Genomic DNA, 18235 nt, shown 5'->3' with positions numbered 1-18235 from the left:
CGTCCGGGGGCCGGGTCAGTCAGGGCGGTGCGGGCCGTCGTCCGGGGGCCGGGTCAGTCCAGGCGGCGCGGGCCGCCGAGGAGCCCGGCCTCGATGGCGGTCGGCTGCATCTTGACCAGCTTGCGGTGCTTGGGCGTGCACCACAGCACCATGTCGTCGCCGAGCTGGGACAGCGCCTCCGCGTTCGCCCGGGGCAGCCGCAGGACGCGGCCGAGGACCGCCGCCTCCTCCGGCGAGACCCGCTGGATGCCGACCAGCCCCGCGTGCTCCACCAGCTTCGGCGCCGTCGGGCCCAGGAACGGCAGCAGCGTCAGCACGGACTGCCAGGGCCCGGGGGCCAGTCGGCTGCGCGGCGGCCGCATGCCGCAGTCCCGGACCACCAGGACCGGGCCGGCGACCGAGGCGCCCTGCGGCCCCACCTGCTTCACACCGTGCACCGTCATGCACTCCTGGCCGCCGCCCGCGGCCTGCGCGAGTCCCGACCACGCCTGCGGCCGGGCCGTCTCGACGGCGACGCGCGCCCCGGTGCCGGCCGTGCGCAGCGCCAGCACCTGGGCCGTCCACACACTGCCGATGACCACGACGTCGAGCTGGACCGGGCGGAAGAGGCCGAGCACCGCCGGCTGTCCCTGCGCGTCGGTGCCCACCACGACCCCGTCGTCCCCGAGCGGCAGCCGCAGGGCGGCGAGCTGCTCCACGGGCAGCGCGTGCCGGCCCCGGCGCGGCCCGAGCAGCCCGCGCCCGGCACGGGCCCGGCCGGTCGCGGGCGGGGCGGGGGCCGGGCTCGTACGGCGGGGGGTCAACGGGTACCTCCGAGCGGCAGGGTGGCGAGCACACCGGGCAGTTGTTCGCGGTCCAGCCGTACCAGACCGACCTTCACCCCGCGCGCGGCACGTTCCAGCTGCCGCCGCACCGAGATGAGTTCCTCGGCCCCGCGGGCGGTGAGGCGGACGTGCCCGCTGACCGCGGGCGTGCCGCCCGTGCCGCGCGACACCGTCATGCTGAACGTGCTGACCGGGGCCGGCATCGACGTCAGCAGCGCCACCACTTGGGCCGAAGCCGCCGCCCCCGCGCCCAGGTGCGGCCAGCGGCCGACCCAGTACGTGGTGTGCCAGCGGTCGTCGCAGCGCCAGGTGCGGGTGGACTCCACGGTGCGCCGCTCGGGATTCTCCGACCGGGCCGCGAGCGCGCTGGCCTGCGGGTTCACCCCGGCGGACGTCGCCAGGGCGGACGTCAGCTGGGCCTCGGTCAGGATCGAGGCGTCGAACCCGGCCGCCGTCAGCCGGCTCGCCAGCTGGTCCGCGGTGCGCAGCAGCGCCCGCTGCGCACCGCCGAGCCCGCCGCCGCGCGCCTGTACCGCCTCCGGGCACAGCTTCGGGTCGAGCTTCAGGGCGATCCACGTCAGCCGGACCGCCGGAGCGCCCGAGGAGGTCTGGAGCTGTGCGTACGAGCGGGCGGCGGCGGCCTGTTCCGACAGGTGCGGGCCGGGCGCGGGCTGCGTGTGCTGCACGACCTGCGCCGACTCCAGCCGGATGCCGTCCACCTCCAGGGCCTCGTGCAGCAGGCCGAGCTCCAGCGGGCGCGCCTCCCGGGCCGCGCGCAGCGGTTCGTCCCGGGGCTGCACGAGGAGCAGCGCCGTCAGGAACGTACCGTCGCCCACCATCCCGACACCTCGCTCGCGCTGCCGGTCGGTGTAGGTGTACGTGCGCAGCGCGTCCTCGCACTCCAGGACCGGTGCCAGTGCGGGGTCGACGCCTTCGGCGGACCACGGCCGCCGCGCCGCGCGCAGCCGGGCGCGCAGGGCCAGGACCGCCTTGAACCACTCCAGCGCCGGCCGCCCCCGCCACCGCAGGGCCGCCAGCAGCACCAGGACGGCCGCCACCGGGCCCACCGTCATCAGCAGGGCCCTGTCCGTCACCCACGCGATCAGCACCAGTGCGCCGGCGATCTCCAGCAGCACCATCTGGTGCAGCCGCACTCCACCGATCCGTCCAGGCCGCGGATGCAACCTCGTCACTGCGGTCGTCGTGCTGCTCATCCCCCGGTATGTCCCTCCGCGTCACGGCACTTCGGCATGTGCGAGCGGACCCACGCTATCGGCACACCGGTCCGCGGCCGCCCACTGCCCCCGAAGGCCGCACCCGGACAGCGGCCGACGGGAGCGGGCGGGCATAGTGGGGTCGGGTCGCGAGGCGTCCACAACCACGGGGAGAAATCCGGCAGATGGCATCACGGCGTGACGAACTCAATGCCTACACCTTCGCGAAGAAGAGACTGGTCGCCGCTTTCCTGCAGCCTTCGGCGGCCGGAACGGACGAGGCGGCGCCGCGCCCGCTGCGCGCCGTGCTGCCGAGCGTGGTGGTCGGCGCCCTGCTGGTGGCGGGCTTCGGCGCCTGGGGCATCTTCAAGCCCAAGGTCCCGAGCGGCTGGACCGATCCCGGCGCCCACGTCATCGTCGGCAGCGAATCCACCACCCGGTACGTGGTCCTGGAGACCAAGGGCGTCAAGCGCCTGCACCCGGTACTGAACTTCGCCTCGGCGAAACTGCTCCTGGACCCGGACAACTCCTCGGTGATGCAGGTGCCCGAGTCCGAACTCGACAGCGGCAAGCTGCAACGCGGCCCCATGCTCGGCATACCGTACGCGCCCGACCGGCTGCCCGGCGCGGACGAGGCGGGCCGCAGCAAGCTCTGGGCGGTCTGCGAGCAGCCGGGCGCCGGCTCCGGCGACACCGTGCAGAAGGCCGTCTTCCTGCTCGCCGACCGGGAGGCGGACAAGGTCGGCGGCAAGCGGCGGCTGCACGAGGGGCAGGCCCTCTACGTCGAGGCGGACGGCGGGGACGGCACCCGGTACCTGGTGGACGCGGACGGTACGCGGCACGCCGTCGGGACCACCGGGGGCGACCGGCCCCCGGCCCGCGACGAGGTGCTGCGGCGCTCGCTGTTCGGCGACGGCGCCCGGCCCCAGAAGGTCACCAAGGACTGGCTCGGCACCCTGCACGCCGGTGCGGCCATCGACTTCCCGAAGCTGCCCGGCAAGGCCGGCGACCCGGCCGGCGTGGACGGCCTGGAACCCCGCCTGAACAAGGTGGGCACGGTGCTCAAGGCCGTCGCCGGCACCGGGATGCAGCACTACGTCGTGCTGCCGGGCGCGGTCTCGCCCGTCTCCGACCTCGTCGCCCGGCTGCTCCTGACGAGCCCGGAGGCGGAGGTGCTGGGCCAGAAGGCGCAGGCCGTCGAGGTCGCCCCGCAGTCCTTCACCTCGTCGCCGGAGGAGTTCTACGCGTCGAAGAGCTGGCCGAAGAGCGTCCCGAGCCAGGCCAACGACACCTCCGCCCGGACCGGGACCGTCTGCAACGTGCTGCACGGCGTCGACTCCCGGGGCGTGCCCGAACTCACCACCTGGGCCGGCCCCCGCTACCCGGTGAGCTTCCTGGACGGCGCCACCAGCGCGTACGTCACTCCGGGCAGCGGTGTGCTGTACCGGCAGTTCAGCGGGGCGTCGCCGAGCACCGGGTCGATCTTCCTGGTGACGGACACCGGGCTGCGGTACGCGGTGCAGACCAACAACGACAGCAGCGCCGACCCCTCGAAGATCGGCGAGACCGCGAAGCCCGGGACCCCTGAGGAACTGGCCGCCGAGGTCAACCAGGCGCAGATCAGGCTCGGGTACAAGGACGTGAAGCCGCTGCCGGTGCCGGAGAACTGGTCGAGTCTGCTGCCCAAGGGGCCCCGGCTCGACACCAACAGCGCGAAACAACCGCAGAGTTCCTGACGGCGGATGAGGGGGAAGCGCGAAATGACCACCCGCAGTACATTCCGTCGTCCGGTTCGTCCGGCGGTTCGTTCCGCGTCCGTCGTACTGCTTCTGACATGCGCGGCGAACATCGGTCTTCCGGCGTTTTCGGCGGTGCCCGCGGCGGCCGAGGATTCTGCTCCGCAAACAGGTTCCGGGGGCAGCGGCGAGTGCACTTTCCCGATGCCGAAGCAGATCCAGGGCCGCCCCTGGTCGCTCCAGCGGCTGGTCTTCGACCAGCTCTGGCAGGACACCAAGGGCAAGGGCGTCCGGGTCGCGGTGATCGACACCGGGGTGGACGACTCCAACCCGCAGCTGAGGACTGCGGTCGACCGGAGCTCCGGCATCGACCTGCTCCCGGCGCTGAACCCGGACGGTTCGAAGGCCAAGGGCAAGCCCAAGGGGGGTGACGGTACGACCGACCTCATCGGCCACGGCACCAAGGTCGCCGGCATCATCGCGGCCCGCCCGCGCAGCGGCACCGGCTTCGTCGGCCTCGCCCCGGAGGCGACGATCATCCCCGTCCGGCAGAACGACGACAAGGGCACCGGCACCGCCGCGACGATGGCCGAGGCGATCCGGCACGCCATCAGGAAGCACGCCCGGGTCATCAACATCTCGCAGGACACCGCCAAGCCCCTGCGGGCCGACTCCGACCTGGCGCTCGCGGTGCGCGAGGCCCTGAGGAACGACATCGTGGTGGTCGCCTCCGCGGGCAACGACGGGCTCACCGCCCAGGTCAAGGCGACCTACCCGGCCGCGTACCCGGGTGTCCTGGCGGTGGCCGCCTCGGACCGCAACGACGAGCGGGCGCCCTTCTCCCAGACCGGCGACTTCGTCGGGGTCGCGGCACCGGGCGTCGACATGGTGTCCACCGTGCCGAAGGGCGGCCAGTGCGTCGACAACGGCACCAGCTTCTCGGCGCCGTACGTCGCCGGGGTGGCCGCCCTCATCCGCGCCAAGCACCCGCGCTGGACGCAGGCCCAGGTGGTGGCCCAGATCGAGCAGACCGCCGAGCGCGCGGTGAACGGGCGGGACGACTTCATCGGGTGGGGGGTGGTGGACCCGGTGCGGGCCCTCAACGACGACGAGCACCCGGTGAACGCGCCCACCCCGGACCGCGCGGTTTCGGACGGACCCGTGGGACCGGAACCGGTGGCGCTCCAGTTGCGTGAGACCAGGCAGGAGCGGATGGCTCGGATCTCGTCCTACGTGCTGGCCACGACGGGATGCCTCGTCGCGGTGATCGCGGGTGTCGCGGTCATGGTGCGGGACCGGAGCCGTCCGTGAATAGATGAATTCCCAACAACTTGCTTCAGCAATAAGACGGTTGGATTCGTTGGCCGTCGCAGTTAAAGTGACAGTCGCAAAAATGCGGCCCGATCTGGACGCGACAGCCGGCGGCCCGACAGCCCGCAACATCCAATTCATGGGGGAAGGTGCGCTATGGGAGACAAGCTCAAGGTCACATCCGGGGAGATCACTCAGCTGATCAAGGACCTCGGCCATATGCAGGACACGCTGCAGAGCAGGATCACCGCGCTCAACGCGGTCATCGACTCCGTCGAGGGCCACTGGAAGGGCGTCGCGGCCAACGCGTACAACGGCCTCCAGGCGCAGGTGAACCTCGATGTGCGCAACCTGAAGGAGCTCCTGGACTTCACCCACGAGGCTGTCCAGATGAGCCGCGACGGCTTCGACGCCGAGGAGGTCGAGCGCCTGAACAGCTTCAAGGGCATCGACGGCGTCGACCACACGGGCAGCAACAACATCCTGGACCGGTTCCAGGTCTCGTAACAGCCGGCCGCCCGGCCGTCCTCATTCCGCACCTTCGCGTCAGGAGACCGTTCCATGGAGATCACGTACGCCGGGGTCGTCGAGGCCTCTAACCAGGTCAAGACCACCGCCAACACCATCAAGGGCCAGCTGGACGACCTGAACACGAGGGTCAAGGCCGTCGTCGCCACCTGGGACGGTGAGACCCAGCGGGCGTTCCACGACCGCCACAACGGCTGGGACCTCAAGGTCAACCACATGCACGAGACGCTGCTGAAGATCTCGGCCAAGCTGATGGAAGCCACCGAGGGCTACGCGGCGAACGACCTCGCCCAGTCCCGCCGCTTCCACGGCTGACCCAGGCCCAGATGAACCGCAACGGAACCGGCATGCCGTGGGTGCGGGGCGCGGACACCGCGTCCCGCATTCACGCCTGCGGGACCACGGCACTCTAGGGGAGGCGTTTCCATGGGATCCCATCTTCCGGACGACCCGCCGCTGCCCGACAACGGCAGAGGCGGCAGCGCGCCGGACCTGGACACGCCGAGCGAGTCCCTGAAGAGCTTCAAGACGCGGGTGGACAAGCTGCTCACCGCGCTCGACGGCTCACCGGCCGCCCACAGCCGCATCACCGAGCAGAAGGTCACCGCCGCCGCGTACGGCACCGGCTTCCCGGAGGCCGTCGGGCTCTCCGGCGCCTACGACATCGTGCACGCGCGCCTGACCGAGCTCTCCAAGACGCTCGGCGAGCAGCTGGAGGCGATGGGCATCACCGTCGACATCGCCGACCGCGGGTACCAGAACGTCGACCAGGAGTACGCCGACCGCCTGCACGCCATCCAGAAGCGCGTCGAGGTGAGCTACCAGAAGCCGGGCATCGATCCGGAGACCGGGCTGTTGCCGAGGCCCGACAAGTCCACCGGCGACGGCTCCGCCACCGATCAGCACGGTTTGTAGGCACGGGAAGTGAACGGGGGAGAGGGATAAACCATGGGGGACAAGGGCAAGCTGCCACCGCTCAACGCCTGCTACGTCACGACCGACTTCGAGAACATGTCGTACGAGGACATGCTCGCCATGGTCCGCGGCGTGGACCCCACGGCGATCATGGGCCGGGGTACGGCGCTGATCGACGCGCAGACCGAGATCGAGAAGATCGGCACCGAGCTCAAGGAGCACGTCAGCCGCACCACGTGGAAGGGCAAGGGCGGCGACGCCTTCCGCGAGTGGGGCGACGACTTCGCCAAGGAGACCCTCAAGCTGGCCGACTTCACCGGCGCCGCGGGCACCTCGCTGCAGACGGCCGGCCAGGCGCTCAGCGAGGTCAGCAAGGTGCTTCAGGGCCATTCCGACGTCACGTCCATGTGCTACGCGGACGAGGCGAAGGAGAAGGCCCGGCTGGAGGCCGTCGAGAAGGCGCGGAACGAAGCGATTCCGCAGATGAACAAGCTGGCCTCGTACTACCTGATGGCGCAGCAGACGATCTCCGCGCAGGAGGAGCCGAACTTCAAGCCGTTGCCGGACTCGGTGATTCCGGACAAGCCGGTCGACGGTGGACAGAGGGGCTACGGATCACCTTCCGGAAGCAGCTCCGGCACGCACGCGGTGTCCGCTGTGTCGGGCACCGGCAGTTCGGCGGGCGGCTACCACTCCGTCACCACGCAGCCCGTCGACGGCGGCTCGTCCTCCGTCACCAACGTCTCCACCACCACGCCGCATCACGTCGGCGTGGCGCCCGTGACACCCGGCGCCCCGGACACCACGGGCACCAACATCGACACGGTCACGATGCCGGAGGCCCCGCCGGTCACGGCCACCCCGCCCACGGGCGGCCCGCCGCCCACTCCGGTCGGCGGCGGTGGCGGGCAGAACACCATCCCGCCCGTGGTCCTGCCCTCGCAGTCGGGTCCGCTCGGCCCGGGTACCGGCGGGAACCGGCGGACGATCCCCGTCGCTCCCGGCACCGACGGGAACCGACGGACGATCCCCGTGGGCCCCGGTGCCGACGGGAACCCCCGCACGACCCCCGTCGGCCCCGGTGTCGACGGGAACCGGCGCACGATTCCGGTCGCGCCGGTGGGCGCGGGCGGCGGCGAGAGCGTCCGTCCCCCCGGCATGACCCGGGCCGACACGGGCATCCACGGCGGCACGCCGGCCCGGCCCGTGAACGGCCCCGTCGGCGGCGCACCGCGCGGAACGGTGATCGGCGGCGAGCGGCCGGCGACCGGCCGCTCGATGATGGGCGGTCACGGTATGGGCGCCGTCGGCTCACCCGCGGGGCGTGGCGGAGTCGGTGGAGCCGGCGGTTCGCGGCGCCTGGTCACCGAGCCCGGCGGCACGGTGCGGGAAGTGCGCGGTGTCGGCGCGGGGCGGGAGTTCACGCCCGGCGGCAGCGGCCTCGTCCGCGATTCCGCGCGCCCTGGCGCCATGGGCCCGATGGGCGGTGCGATGGGCGGGGCCCAGGGCACGCGGCGTCCGCAGCGGCGGGACGGCGAAAACCCGGACTACCTCGTCGAGGACGAGGAGACCTGGGCCACGGGGGACGACGTGGTCCCGCCCGTGATCGACTAGCAGCCGGTATCCGAGCACCGACGCCGGTGGGGCGGACAGAACACGAGTGGGTGGCATGAGGTCAACGGTCTGGCGACGGCGCCGGCGTGTGTCGGCGGTGGCGTCCGCGCTGGGCGCCCTGCTCCTCCTGGGCGGCGCCGTCGCCCCGGCCGCGACCGCGGACACCATGCGTGAGCGGCAGTGGTACCTGGACCGGATGCAGGCCCCGGCCATGTGGAAGGTCAGCACCGGCAAGGGGATCACCGTCGCCCTGCTCGACACCGGGGTGATCCCCTCCGTCCCCGAACTGACGGGGAAGGTGCTCCGGGGCAAGAACTTCGTGGAGCCCGAGCGGGGGGCGCACAAGGACAAGGACGGGCACGGCACCGCCATGGCGATGCTGATCGCCGGCAACGGGGTGAACGACCAGGGCGTGAAGGGCCTCGCTCCCGACGCGCGCATCCTCCCGCTCACCGTCTTCGGGTCCTCCAAGGAATCGGGCACCAACAGCATCCCGGCGCTGGTCGAGGCCATCCGGTACGCCGCCGACAGCGAAGCCCGGATCATCAACATGTCGCTGGCCTTCGAGTACTACATGGTCGACGACAAGGAGCGGGAGCAGATCCAGCAGGCGGTGGACTACGCCATCGAGCGGGGGAAGCTGCTTCTGGCGGGCACCGGCAACACCGGTGAGAAGGGCAACGACGTCGGGTATCCCGCGGCATCGCTCGGCGTCGCCGGCATCTCAGCCATCGACAAGACCCTCACGGTGACGAAGTTCTCCGTGTCGGGGCCGCAGGTGGCGCTCGCCGCCCCCGGGGAGGACATTCCGATCCGCTGCGTCGACGGCAAGGCCGGCTACTGCAGCAGCTGGGGCACCAGCCAGGCCACCGCCATCGCCTCCGCGTCCGCCGCCCTCGTCTGGGCCGAGCACCCGGACTGGACCGGCAACCAGGTGCTGCGCGTCCTCATGGACACGGCGGGCAAACCGACCAAGGGCAAGATCCCCAGCCGCTACCTCGGCTACGGCACGGTCCGCCCCCGCATGGCCGTCCTCGGCGACCCCGGCGACCCGGGCCCCGCCGACGTGAACCCCCTGGTCGCGGCCCGCGCATCCGCGTCACCGTCCCCGTCGCCGTCCGCACCCGGCGGGTCCGCGTCCCCGTCGAAGCAGCCGGCGCCGCCCGCCGGCCCGGAGGCGGGGAGCGAGGACGACCAGGGCGGCCCGGATACGACCGTCTGGATCATCGCCGGAGTGGTCGCGGCCGCGGTCCTCGCCGTCGGCGCGGTGCTCCTGGTGCGCCGGAGAGGCACCGGCCCCCGGTACTGACCGGCCCCCAGCGCATTCACCCCCCTTTGTACGTACACAGGCCCGGAGGAGGCATCGTGGACCAAGAGTTCCTGGCAGGGCTGCAGCAGTTCCAGCAGCAGGCGCAGAACCTGCAGAACCTGATGACGGACATGCAGAACCGGATGCCCCAGGGCGGTGAGGGAACGGACGCCCAGGGCGCCGTGACCGTACGCCTGGCGGCGGACGGGCTCCCGGAATCCATCAAGGCGGTCTCCGACTGGCAGCGCAGACAGGGCCCCGAGGCCATCGGCGCGGCCGTTGTCGACGCGTACGGGGCGGCGATGAGCGCGCAGATGGAGGGCGTGGCCCGGGCCTTCGACCAGGCGGACTGGCAGGCGAAGGCCGAGCAGGTGGACCGCTCGCTCGCCGTGCCCGGCCCTTCCCCCGCGACGGACTCCCCGGCGGTGACGGCCGGGCCGCCCGCCCCGGATCTGCGGTACGTCGTCCCCCGGAGCCTCGAGGAGGTGACCGAGGACGCGCTGTCGGCGCTCGACGCGGTGGAGCAGATGGCGACGACGGCTGTCGAGCCGGTGCGGGCCGTCGGCAGGTCGACGGCGCACCGGGTCGTCATCACCGTCACGAGGGGGGCCCTGCTCTCCTGCGAGGTGGACCCGCAGTGGGCGGCGAAGCAGACGTCCATCGGGCTCAACCAGGCGTGGGAAGAGGCGCTTGCCGATGCCCGTTCCGAACTGAGCGAACTGGAGGCCGCCGCCGGGGACGGTGCGGGCCGCCTCCAACTCGACAGCCTGCTGAACGAAGCGCTGGCCATCCTCAGCGACCCCCGGCGTCTCGCCGACTGACTTCCGAAGGGACTGACTGCATTGGGTGATCCCGACCTCAAGGTCATCACCGACGGGCTGCGCACCGACGCGGCCATGTGGGACGAGCAGAGCAACGCGATGAAGGCGGTACACGACGCGGTCGAGGGGACGCGGATGAACCGCCTCCAGGCCGGGGTGTTCCAGCTCCTCGTCTCGGCCTACGGAGCCGTGGTCGACCAGGTCTCCGAGCGCAGCGCCGAGGGCGAGGTGCAGATGGCGGCGGTCGCCACGGCCTTGTACAAGAACGCGAAGGCGTACGACGACCACGAGGTCGACACCAAGCATCACGTGGACCACGCCTACTAGACGGGAAAACTCATGGCTTTCAACGCCGCGCAGTACGAGGCGACCACGCAGAAGCTGTCGTCCGGCATACAGACGCTCTCGCAGAAGCTGAACGAGGTCGGCCCGAAGGCCGAGTCCACCGCGAACCACTGGTACGTGCCCGATGTCATCGGGGACGCGCTCATCTGGGCCGCCGACAGGGTCATCGAGTTCGGCAACTGGGTCCTCGGCAAGCTGAAGGAGCTCATGGAGGGCGTGGCGGCGCCCGTCTACATGGCCATTCACACCTGGACCTGGCAGTCGGACATCCGCGGGGGCGCCTCCGGGGTCGCCGGCACCACCACCGCCGACCAGCTCCAGTCGCTCAAGCACTGGACCGGCGAGGCCGCCACCGCCTACACCACCGCGGTGAAGGCCCAGCCGGTCGCCGCCGCCAAGATCGGCACGACCGCGGACAAGGTGGCCACCGGCCTGGCGCTGTGCACGACCGCCGGCGCCGCGTTCTACGTGTCGCTGGCCGTCATCCTGGCCCAGTACATCGTCACCATGATCGCTGCGATCGCAGCGCTGGGTTCGGTCGTGTTCTCGTGGGCGGGCGCGGCCGTCATCGTCGGCGACACGTCGGTGAGCGTCGGCTACATCATCACCGCCGTCACCGCGCTGGCCGCGCTGCTGGGCGCCCAGGCCCAGCAGATGGCCGCCATCGAGGGCGAGGCGCGCGACATGTCCACGTACCCCAACGGCCACTGGCCGATCGCGGCGCCGTGATGTCCGGCGTCCGTCCGGCACCATGGGACGGGCGCGCACATCGACCGGCTCGACAGGCAGGCGAATCTTATGGACGGAATGCGGGCGGCACTCTGGAGCGTCGGGCTGGCGGCCTGGGTGTTCCTCTTCTTCACATGGCGCTCGGACCTCCCGGCCGCGGTGGGGATCATTTGCGCGGTCCTGGCCGTGGTATGCCCGGCGACCGCCGAGGTGCGGGCCTCCGCGCGCAAGCAGAACGCCCACCGGGCGGAGCAACGCGCCTGGTACGCGGAGAACTTCGGTTCCCTCGACGCCCTGCGCCAGGCCGTCGACGCACCGGCCCTGCGCCGCATCCGCGACGAGAAGGGCGCGGTGCACGCGGTCCGCGAGGTCAAGCGCACGCATCCCCGGCTTCCGCTGGACGTGGCGGTCTCCCTGGTCAAGGGCCTGTGATGCCGGAGGATCACGGCTACGCCCACGGTTCCGCCGAAGGACTGTTCATCCCCGCCGAGCGGGCGCGCCGGGGCGGGGTCTACCTCCTGGTGGCTCTCGCGGGTGTGCTCGGCCTGGTGGCTCTCGAAGCGCTCATCATGTTCGTGGTGCTTGTGCTGGTCTCGGGTGAAGGCATCGAGTCCATGGGCTGGGCGGGCGTCAGCGGGTACATCGGCCTGCCCCTGTTCTTCGCGGTGGTGTTCCTGCTGCCGATGGCGGTGCTCGTGTGGCGGCATCCGGGTCTGCGGATCGACGCGACCGGCATGACCAAGGTGTGGGCCCACCGCACCCAGACCGTGCGGTGGGCCGATATCGACCGGGCCATGTTCAATAGCAGACGCAGCCTCCTGCTGCTGCTGCTGAAGCCGGGCCTGGACCCTGGGAAGCCGAACGGCGGCGGGCCGCGACTCGCCTTTTCCCACTCGCTCGGACACGCCCTCTGGCGCCGCCGGAGGCCCGGCCGGGCCGACCTGATCATCGAGGCGATCGAACGCTTCGCCCCGGGGACGTACACCGCCGAGCCGTGGCCCGGGGCCAAGAACCGCGCGCGCGGGACGGGCGCCCCGGCGTAGTCGTCGGGCGGAACGCGAAGGAGGGCCGCCCGTGACCGGGCCGGCCCTCCTCGGCGTTCACGTGGTGTGACGCCCCCTCAGCCCAGCTCCGGCTCCAGCCATCCCGTCTGGATCAGCGCCGGCGCTCCCCGGCGGGCGACGAACATCCCCCGGCCCGGGGGCAGCGGGCGGCCCTTGACGCTGCCGAGGAGTTCGCCCTCGTTGGGGTGGCCGGACAGGACGACGCCCTGGGCGCCCAGCTCCTTGAAGCGCTGGATGAACGGCTCGTACGAGGAGCGTCCGGCGCCCGCGCTGCTGCGGGCGATGATGAAGTTGACGCCGGTGTCCCGGGCGAACGGCAGGTTGTCGACCAGCTGGGCCAGCGGGTTGGCGGAGGACGTGGCGACCAGGTCGTAGTCGTCCACGATGATGAACGCCCTGGGGCCGCGCCACCAGCTGCGGGTGCGCAGCTGCTGCGGGGTCACGTCCGGCCCGGGGATGCGGCTGCTGATGAGGGTGTTCATGTCGCCCAGGTACGACTCGAACGCGTTCTGCGTCGTCGCGTAGCCGACCAGGTACGGCTCGGGCACGCACTCCAGCAGGCTGCGCCGGTAGTCACCGACGCAGATCAGGGCCTCCTGCGGGGTGTAGCGGGCGGTGATCTGCCGGATGAGCAGCCGCAGCAGGGCCGTCTTCCCGGACTCCGACTCGCCGAACACCGCGAACAGCGGGTCGGTGTCGAAGTCGACGTACACCGGCGCGAGGTTCATCTCGTCGATGCCGATCGCGACACCGCCGCGCGTGGGGTCGGGGCCGGTCGGCAGCTCACGGGCGGACAGCGTCCGGGGCAGCATCCGGACGGCCGGGGCGTGCGGACCCGGCCAGTTGTCGTTCATGGCCTTGACGAAGGCGGCGGTGGCCTCGGACAGGTCGTCGCCGCCCCCGCCCGCCGAGTCGTCGATGCGCGGCAGGGCGCCCATGAAGTGCAGCCTCTCCGCCGTCAGACCGCGGCCCGGGGTGCCGACGGGGACGTTCTTGGCGATCTTGCGGTCCAGTTCGGAGTCGGTCGGGTCGCCGAGGCGCAGCTCCAGGCGGTTGAGCAGCTGGTCCTTGAGCGCGGCGCGCATCTCCATGTACCGGGAGACGGTGGCGACCAGGTGGACGCCGAGGCCGAGGCCCCGGGCGGCGATGTCGGCGACGACGGGCTCCAGGAACTCGTAGTCCGTCTTGAAGGACTGCCAGCCGTCGATGACCAGGAAGACGTCGCCCCACGGCTCGTCCGGCAGCCGGCCGGCGGCGCGCAGCCGGCGGTAGGTGGCGATGGAGTCGATGTTGTTGTCCCGGAAGAACGCCTCGCGCCGGTTGAGGATGCCGGCGACCTCGGCGACCGTACGGCGGATCTTCTCCGGGTCGAGTCGGGAGGCGACCCCGCCGACGTGCGGCAGGCCCTCGACGGCGACCATGCCGCCGCCGCCGAAGTCCATTCCGTAGAACTGCACTTCGTGCGGGGTGTGGGTGAGGGCGAAGGCGCTGATGAGGGAGCGGACGAGGGTGGACTTGCCGGAGCGCGGACCGCCCACGATCAGCATGTGGCCGGCGGCGCCGGAGAAGTCCCTGACCAGGGTGTCGCGACGCTGCTCGAACGGCTTGTCGACTAGGCCGAAGGGGACGACGAGCGCCCCGTTGCGCGCGTATTCGGGGGCGTGCAGGCCGCGTTCGGGCGTCACCGCGAGCGGGGGCAGCATCCGGTCGAGCGAGGGCGCCTCGGTGAGCGGCGGCAGCCACACCTGGTGGGCGAGGGGGCCCTGGCCCTCCAGGCGGCGGGCGATGACGTCGAGGACGGTGTCCGCCAGCGCGTCGGGGGTCGTCCGTCCGGGCACGAAGGGGACGTTCGGCTCGGGCTCGGGGTAGTGGACCGCGACCGGGGCGGCGGTGAACAGGACGGGGCGGCGGTCGATGGCGAGTTCCCCGTTGTCGGAGACCGGTGCGACCCCGGGTCGGTAGGTCCCCGACACGTACGCGGCCTTGAAGCGGGTCATCCCCTCGGTGCCGAACTTCAGGAACCCGGAACCGGGCACCGACGGCAGGTGGTAGGCGTCGGGCACGCCCAGGGCGGTGCGGGACTCGGCGGCGGAGAAGGTCCGCAGGCCGATCCGGTACGAGAGGTAGGTGTCCAGGCCGCGCAGGCGGCCCTCCTCCAGGCGCTGCGAGGCCAGCAGCAGGTGCACGCCCAGGGACCGGCCGATGCGGCCGATCTGGATGAACATGTCGATGAAGTCGGGCTTCGCGGTGAGCAGTTCGCTGAACTCGTCGATCACCAGGACCAGCGAGGCCAGCGGCTCCAGCGGGGCCCCGGCGGCGCGCGCCTTCTCGTAGTCGGTGAGGTTGGCGTAGTTGCCCGCCGACCGCAGCAGCTCCTGGCGGCGCTGGAGCTCACCGGTGATGGAGTCCCGCATGCGGTCGACCAGGGTGAGGTCGTCCGCCAGGTTGGTGATGACCGCGGCGACGTGCGGGAGCTCCGACATCCCGGCGAAGGTGGCGCCGCCCTTGAAGTCGGCGAGGACGAAGTTGAGGGTCTCCGACGAGTGGGTGACCGCCAGGCCCAGCACCAGGGTGCGCAGCAGTTCGGACTTGCCGGAACCGGTCGCGCCCACACACAGCCCGTGCGGGCCCATGCCCTCCTGCGCGGCCTCCTTGAGGTCGAGCATGACGGGGGAGCCGTCCTCGCCGACACCGATCGGCACCCGCAGCCGGTCGGCCGTCGAACGCGGCCGCCACACGGTCTCGGTGTCCACCGCGGCGGGGTCGCCGATGCCCAGCAGGTCCGTGAAGTCCAGGTTGGCGAGCAGCGGTTCCTCGTCCTCCCCGCCGCCGCCCATCCGGAACGGCGCGAGCTGGCGGCCCAGCGCCTCCGCCGTCTCGACGGGCAGGAGGTCGGGCGTGCCGTGGTAGGACGCGCCGGCCGACTCCAGCCGCAGCCGGCCCGGCCGCACGGCGATGTGCAGCCCGCCGCGCGGTTCGTCCAGCTCCTCCGGGACGATCTCCACGACGGTGACCCCCTGCAGCCCCTCCGCCGAGGCGAACAGTGAGTTCTGCGGTACGACTCCGCCGTCCAGGACGAGGACCACGTGCGGCTGGTCCAGGAGCGGCGTGCCCTCGCGGTTGAAGCGCGAGCGTCCGTCCAGGGTGGAGTGGAGCAGCGCCTCGACCTCGGTCAGGTCGTCGCTGAACAGCCGCTTGGTGCCGGCCCCGTCGGAGGAGCCGGGAACCTGGGTGTGCGGCAGCCACTTCGTCCAGTCCCACTGGTCCGTCACGTCCGTGGCGGCGACGACCGCGACCCTCAGGTCCTCGGGCGAGTGCAGCGCGGTCAGTCCGGCCACCATCGCGCGTGCGGAGCCGCGTACCGACGCCGCGTCGCCGGAGACCACGATGTGGTAGAAGGCGCGCAGGGAGACCGCCATGGGGAGCCGGTCCACCGATCCGTGGGCGGCCAGGAACCGGTGCATGGCGCCGGCCGACAGCGGCTCCAGCTCCTCCACGGGCGCGGTGGTCGGTGCGACGAGCGGCGTCCACAGCTGCTGCGGGCCCAGGCCGACGCGGACCTGCCCGAAGTCGTCGTCGGCGATCCGGCGCTCCCAGAGCCGTTGGCCCTCGGCGACCAGGGACCACAGCTGGTCCGGATCCGGGTGCAGGTAGAACTGCGCGTCGCGCTGGGCCCGCGCGGTGCGGCGCACCCTGCGCCGGGTCTGCGCGAGGTACTTGAGGTAGTCCCGGCGCCCCTCCGCGGCCTCGCCCTGGGTGCCCTTGCGGTACCGCATCACCTGCGCCACGGCCATCGCGACCGTGGACAGCAGCATCATCACGCCCATGATCTTCATGAACGGCTGGGAGCCGGGCATGAAGAAGAACACCACCGACGAGCCCATGCCGAGCATCGGCAGGAGCTGCATGGCCATGCCCTCCTGCTGCCCGCGCGGCAGTTCGGGAGGCGACTCCAGTCGCAGCTCCGTGGCGGACGTCTCGGGCGGCATCGCGCGGGGCGGGCGCTTGACGACGATCTGGGTCACCGGCGAATCAGTCCCTCAGTGCGGCCCGGAGAGTTGTGGGCCGGCACCCCCGTGGCAGCGACCTACCTCCGCGCGCGGATCATCCTAATGTAGGCACGCGAGGGCCCCCGATAGGGTGGCGCCCTGCGGCCGTACGGGATCGCGTCGAAGCGTCCCGGCCCAGCAGCACGGCGTGCAGCGAACGAGGGGACCCCACAGGTGAGTTCGACCCTGACAACCAACGGCTTCTGCCGCATAACGGTCGTGGCGCCGGACAGTCGCATCGACGTCGCCCTGCCGGACGACGTCGCCGTCGCCGATCTCCTTCCGGAGATCCTGCGGCTGACCGGCCAGGAGGTGCCGCCGGGAGCGCCTCCCGGCTACCACCTGACCCGCCGCGACAACACCGTCCTGGACGTCACCCACACCCTGGGCGTCCAGCGCGTCCTGGACGGTGACGTGCTGCGGCTGAGGCCCTTCACCGAGTCGCTCCCGCCGGCCGTCTTCGACGACGTCGCCGACGCGGTCGCCTCCGCCGTCCGCCGCGACCGCGCCCTGTGGAGCGACCGGCTCCTCGGTGTCGCCGGCCTCTGCGGCGGGGCGCTGCTGCTCGTCCTCATGGGCTTCGTGGTCTGGTTCGCCGACCCGGTCCGGCACGACATGCACGGCCTGCCGGGCATCGTCGCCGCCGTCGTCGGCGTCCTGCTCGCCGCGCTCGCCGGTGTCCGCGCCCGGCGCTACGCCGACCGGGCCTCCGCGGTCGCGCTCGGCCTCGCGGCCCTGCCGCACGTCATGATCGCCGGATCGGGGCTCCTCGCCCTCGACCCGGGCACCGGGATCGGACGCCTCCAGTTCATGCTGGGCTGCGCCGCGGTGCTCCTGGTCTCCGCCGGGCTCGTCGTCGCGATGCCGACCGGCGACGCCCCGTTCGTCGCCGTCGTGTTCGCGTCGGCGGTCGGCACCCTCGCCACGTTCCTGTCGATCGTCACGGAGGCCCGCCCGCGCGATACGGCAGCCGTCTGCGCGGTCGTCGCGATCGGCGCCATCGCCTTCCTGCCCGGCCTCTCCGCACGGGTGGCCCAGCTGCCCATCGGCTACGCCGCCCCGCGCCCCCCGACGGACGCCGACCTCGACGACGAGCCCGGCCTCGGCGACCCCGACCCCGTCGACACCGAACGCATCGCGGCCCGGGCCCGGCGCGGGCACGAGCTGCTGCTCGGCCTCGTCGGGGGATGCAGCGTCGTGGTCGTCGCGGCGGCCGCCGTCCTCGGCTTCTCCTCCGACACCTGGGGCCGGACCCTCGCCCTGGTCGCCGGACTGGCCATGCTGCTGCGCGCCCGCCTCTTCCGCTACACCTCCCAGGTCGCCGCTGTGCTGAGCGCGGGCATCGCCGCCCTGGGCCTGCTGGTGCTCGGCCTGTCCCTCCACCCGCCGGCCGACGCCGTCGCCAAGCTCCTCACCGAGAACGACCGGGGGCCGCTCGACATCCGTACGCTGTGGCTCGCCGCGGCCGTCACGGCCGGCGCCGCCCTGCTGACCGGCATCGCGCTGATCATCCCCAAGAAGGGCCTCTCCCCCTTCTGGGGCCGCCTGTCCGATCTGGCCGAGGTGCTGCTCCTGCTCGCCCTCGTCCCCCTCTGCCTGGCCGTCCTCGACGTGTACGGGGCGGCCCGCTCCATGACCAGCTGAGCGGCGGTCGCGGCCCGGCCGAACGCGAGGGGGCCGGCCGGGACCACGTGATCCCGGCCGAACGCGAGGGGGCCGGCCGGGACCACGTGATCCCGGCCGAACGCGAGGGGGGGCCGGCCAGGACCACGTGGT

16 protein-coding genes are annotated in these 18235 nt (G+C 72.2%); 13 read left to right on the top strand and 3 right to left on the bottom strand.

The features are described 5' to 3' along the window. Nucleotides 1-53 precede the first annotated feature (53 nt). Nucleotides 54-803: a hypothetical protein gene (locus tag ABZ564_RS25375; RefSeq protein WP_360860787.1), complete on the bottom strand. Its 750-nt coding sequence runs from the start codon at nt 801-803 to the stop codon at nt 54-56. Continuing rightward, nucleotides 800-1978, bottom strand: coding sequence for a type VII secretion protein EccE (eccE, locus tag ABZ564_RS25370; RefSeq protein WP_360860785.1), 1179 nt, complete (start codon nt 1976-1978; stop codon nt 800-802). The genes ABZ564_RS25375 and eccE overlap by 4 nt, the downstream gene beginning before the upstream one ends. Before the next feature lie 245 nt (nt 1979-2223). Here eccE and eccB point away from each other — a divergent pair, with 245 nt between their 5' ends. The 12 genes from eccB (at nt 2224) to ABZ564_RS25310 (ending at nt 12389) form a co-directional block, all read left to right on the top strand. Next, entirely contained in the window at nt 2224-3774 is a 1551-nt protein-coding gene (gene eccB, locus ABZ564_RS25365; RefSeq protein ID WP_360860783.1) for a type VII secretion protein EccB, read from the top strand. Between the two features lie 204 nt (nt 3775-3978). Then, a complete protein-coding gene (mycP, locus tag ABZ564_RS25360) occupies nt 3979-5085 on the top strand; it encodes a type VII secretion-associated serine protease mycosin (protein WP_360860781.1) in 1107 nt (368 codons plus the stop codon). 156 nt (nt 5086-5241) lie between these two features. After that, nucleotides 5242-5592: a WXG100 family type VII secretion target gene (locus tag ABZ564_RS25355; protein ID WP_360860779.1), complete on the top strand. Its 351-nt coding sequence runs from the start codon at nt 5242-5244 to the stop codon at nt 5590-5592. A gap of 54 nt (nt 5593-5646) precedes the next feature. After that, nucleotides 5647-5928: a WXG100 family type VII secretion target gene (locus tag ABZ564_RS25350; protein WP_360860777.1), complete on the top strand. Its 282-nt coding sequence runs from the start codon at nt 5647-5649 to the stop codon at nt 5926-5928. A 111-nt stretch (nt 5929-6039) separates the two neighbouring features. Then, nucleotides 6040-6528, top strand: a complete 489-nt coding sequence (locus tag ABZ564_RS25345) for a hypothetical protein (protein WP_360860775.1) — start codon at nt 6040-6042, stop codon at nt 6526-6528. A gap of 33 nt (nt 6529-6561) precedes the next feature. Beyond that, nucleotides 6562-8142, top strand: coding sequence for a hypothetical protein (locus ABZ564_RS25340; protein ID WP_360860773.1), 1581 nt, complete (start codon nt 6562-6564; stop codon nt 8140-8142). Between the two features lie 55 nt (nt 8143-8197). Then, on the top strand, nt 8198-9451 hold the full coding sequence (locus tag ABZ564_RS25335) for a S8 family serine peptidase (RefSeq protein ID WP_360860771.1): 1254 nt from the start codon (nt 8198-8200) through the stop codon (nt 9449-9451). 56 nt (nt 9452-9507) lie between these two features. Next, nucleotides 9508-10272: a hypothetical protein gene (locus ABZ564_RS25330; RefSeq protein WP_360860769.1), complete on the top strand. Its 765-nt coding sequence runs from the start codon at nt 9508-9510 to the stop codon at nt 10270-10272. A gap of 21 nt (nt 10273-10293) precedes the next feature. Beyond that, nucleotides 10294-10599 (top strand): hypothetical protein, encoded by a 306-nt coding sequence (locus tag ABZ564_RS25325; protein ID WP_360860767.1) that lies wholly within the window; start codon nt 10294-10296, stop codon nt 10597-10599. Nucleotides 10600-10611: 12 nt separating this feature from the next. After that, the gene (locus ABZ564_RS25320; protein WP_360860765.1) at nt 10612-11346 is read left to right on the top strand and encodes a hypothetical protein; all 735 of its coding nucleotides are present in this window, start codon (nt 10612-10614) and stop codon (nt 11344-11346) included. 78 nt (nt 11347-11424) lie between these two features. Then, on the top strand, nt 11425-11778 hold the full coding sequence (locus ABZ564_RS25315; RefSeq protein ID WP_360860763.1) for a hypothetical protein: 354 nt from the start codon (nt 11425-11427) through the stop codon (nt 11776-11778). Next, nucleotides 11778-12389 (top strand): hypothetical protein, encoded by a 612-nt coding sequence (locus ABZ564_RS25310; RefSeq protein ID WP_360860761.1) that lies wholly within the window; start codon nt 11778-11780, stop codon nt 12387-12389. The genes ABZ564_RS25315 and ABZ564_RS25310 overlap by 1 nt, the downstream gene beginning before the upstream one ends. A 77-nt stretch (nt 12390-12466) precedes the next feature. Here the strand turns inward: ABZ564_RS25310 and eccCa are convergent, their stop codons facing one another. Next, nucleotides 12467-16435 carry a type VII secretion protein EccCa gene (gene eccCa, locus ABZ564_RS25305; protein WP_360860759.1) on the bottom strand — a complete coding sequence of 1323 codons (3969 nt, stop codon included), beginning with the start codon at nt 16433-16435 and terminating at the stop codon, nt 12467-12469. A gap of 198 nt (nt 16436-16633) precedes the next feature. On the opposite strand from eccCa, the gene eccD reads away from it, so the two are divergent. Further along, nucleotides 16634-18103 carry a type VII secretion integral membrane protein EccD gene (gene eccD / locus ABZ564_RS25300; protein WP_360860757.1) on the top strand — a complete coding sequence of 490 codons (1470 nt, stop codon included), beginning with the start codon at nt 16634-16636 and terminating at the stop codon, nt 18101-18103. Nucleotides 18104-18235 lie beyond the last annotated feature (132 nt).

The organism is Streptomyces sp. NPDC019224 (assembly GCF_040632605.1).
Lineage (GTDB): Bacteria > Actinomycetota > Actinomycetes > Streptomycetales > Streptomycetaceae > Streptomyces.
This window is presented reverse-complemented; position numbering and strand designations above follow the sequence as displayed.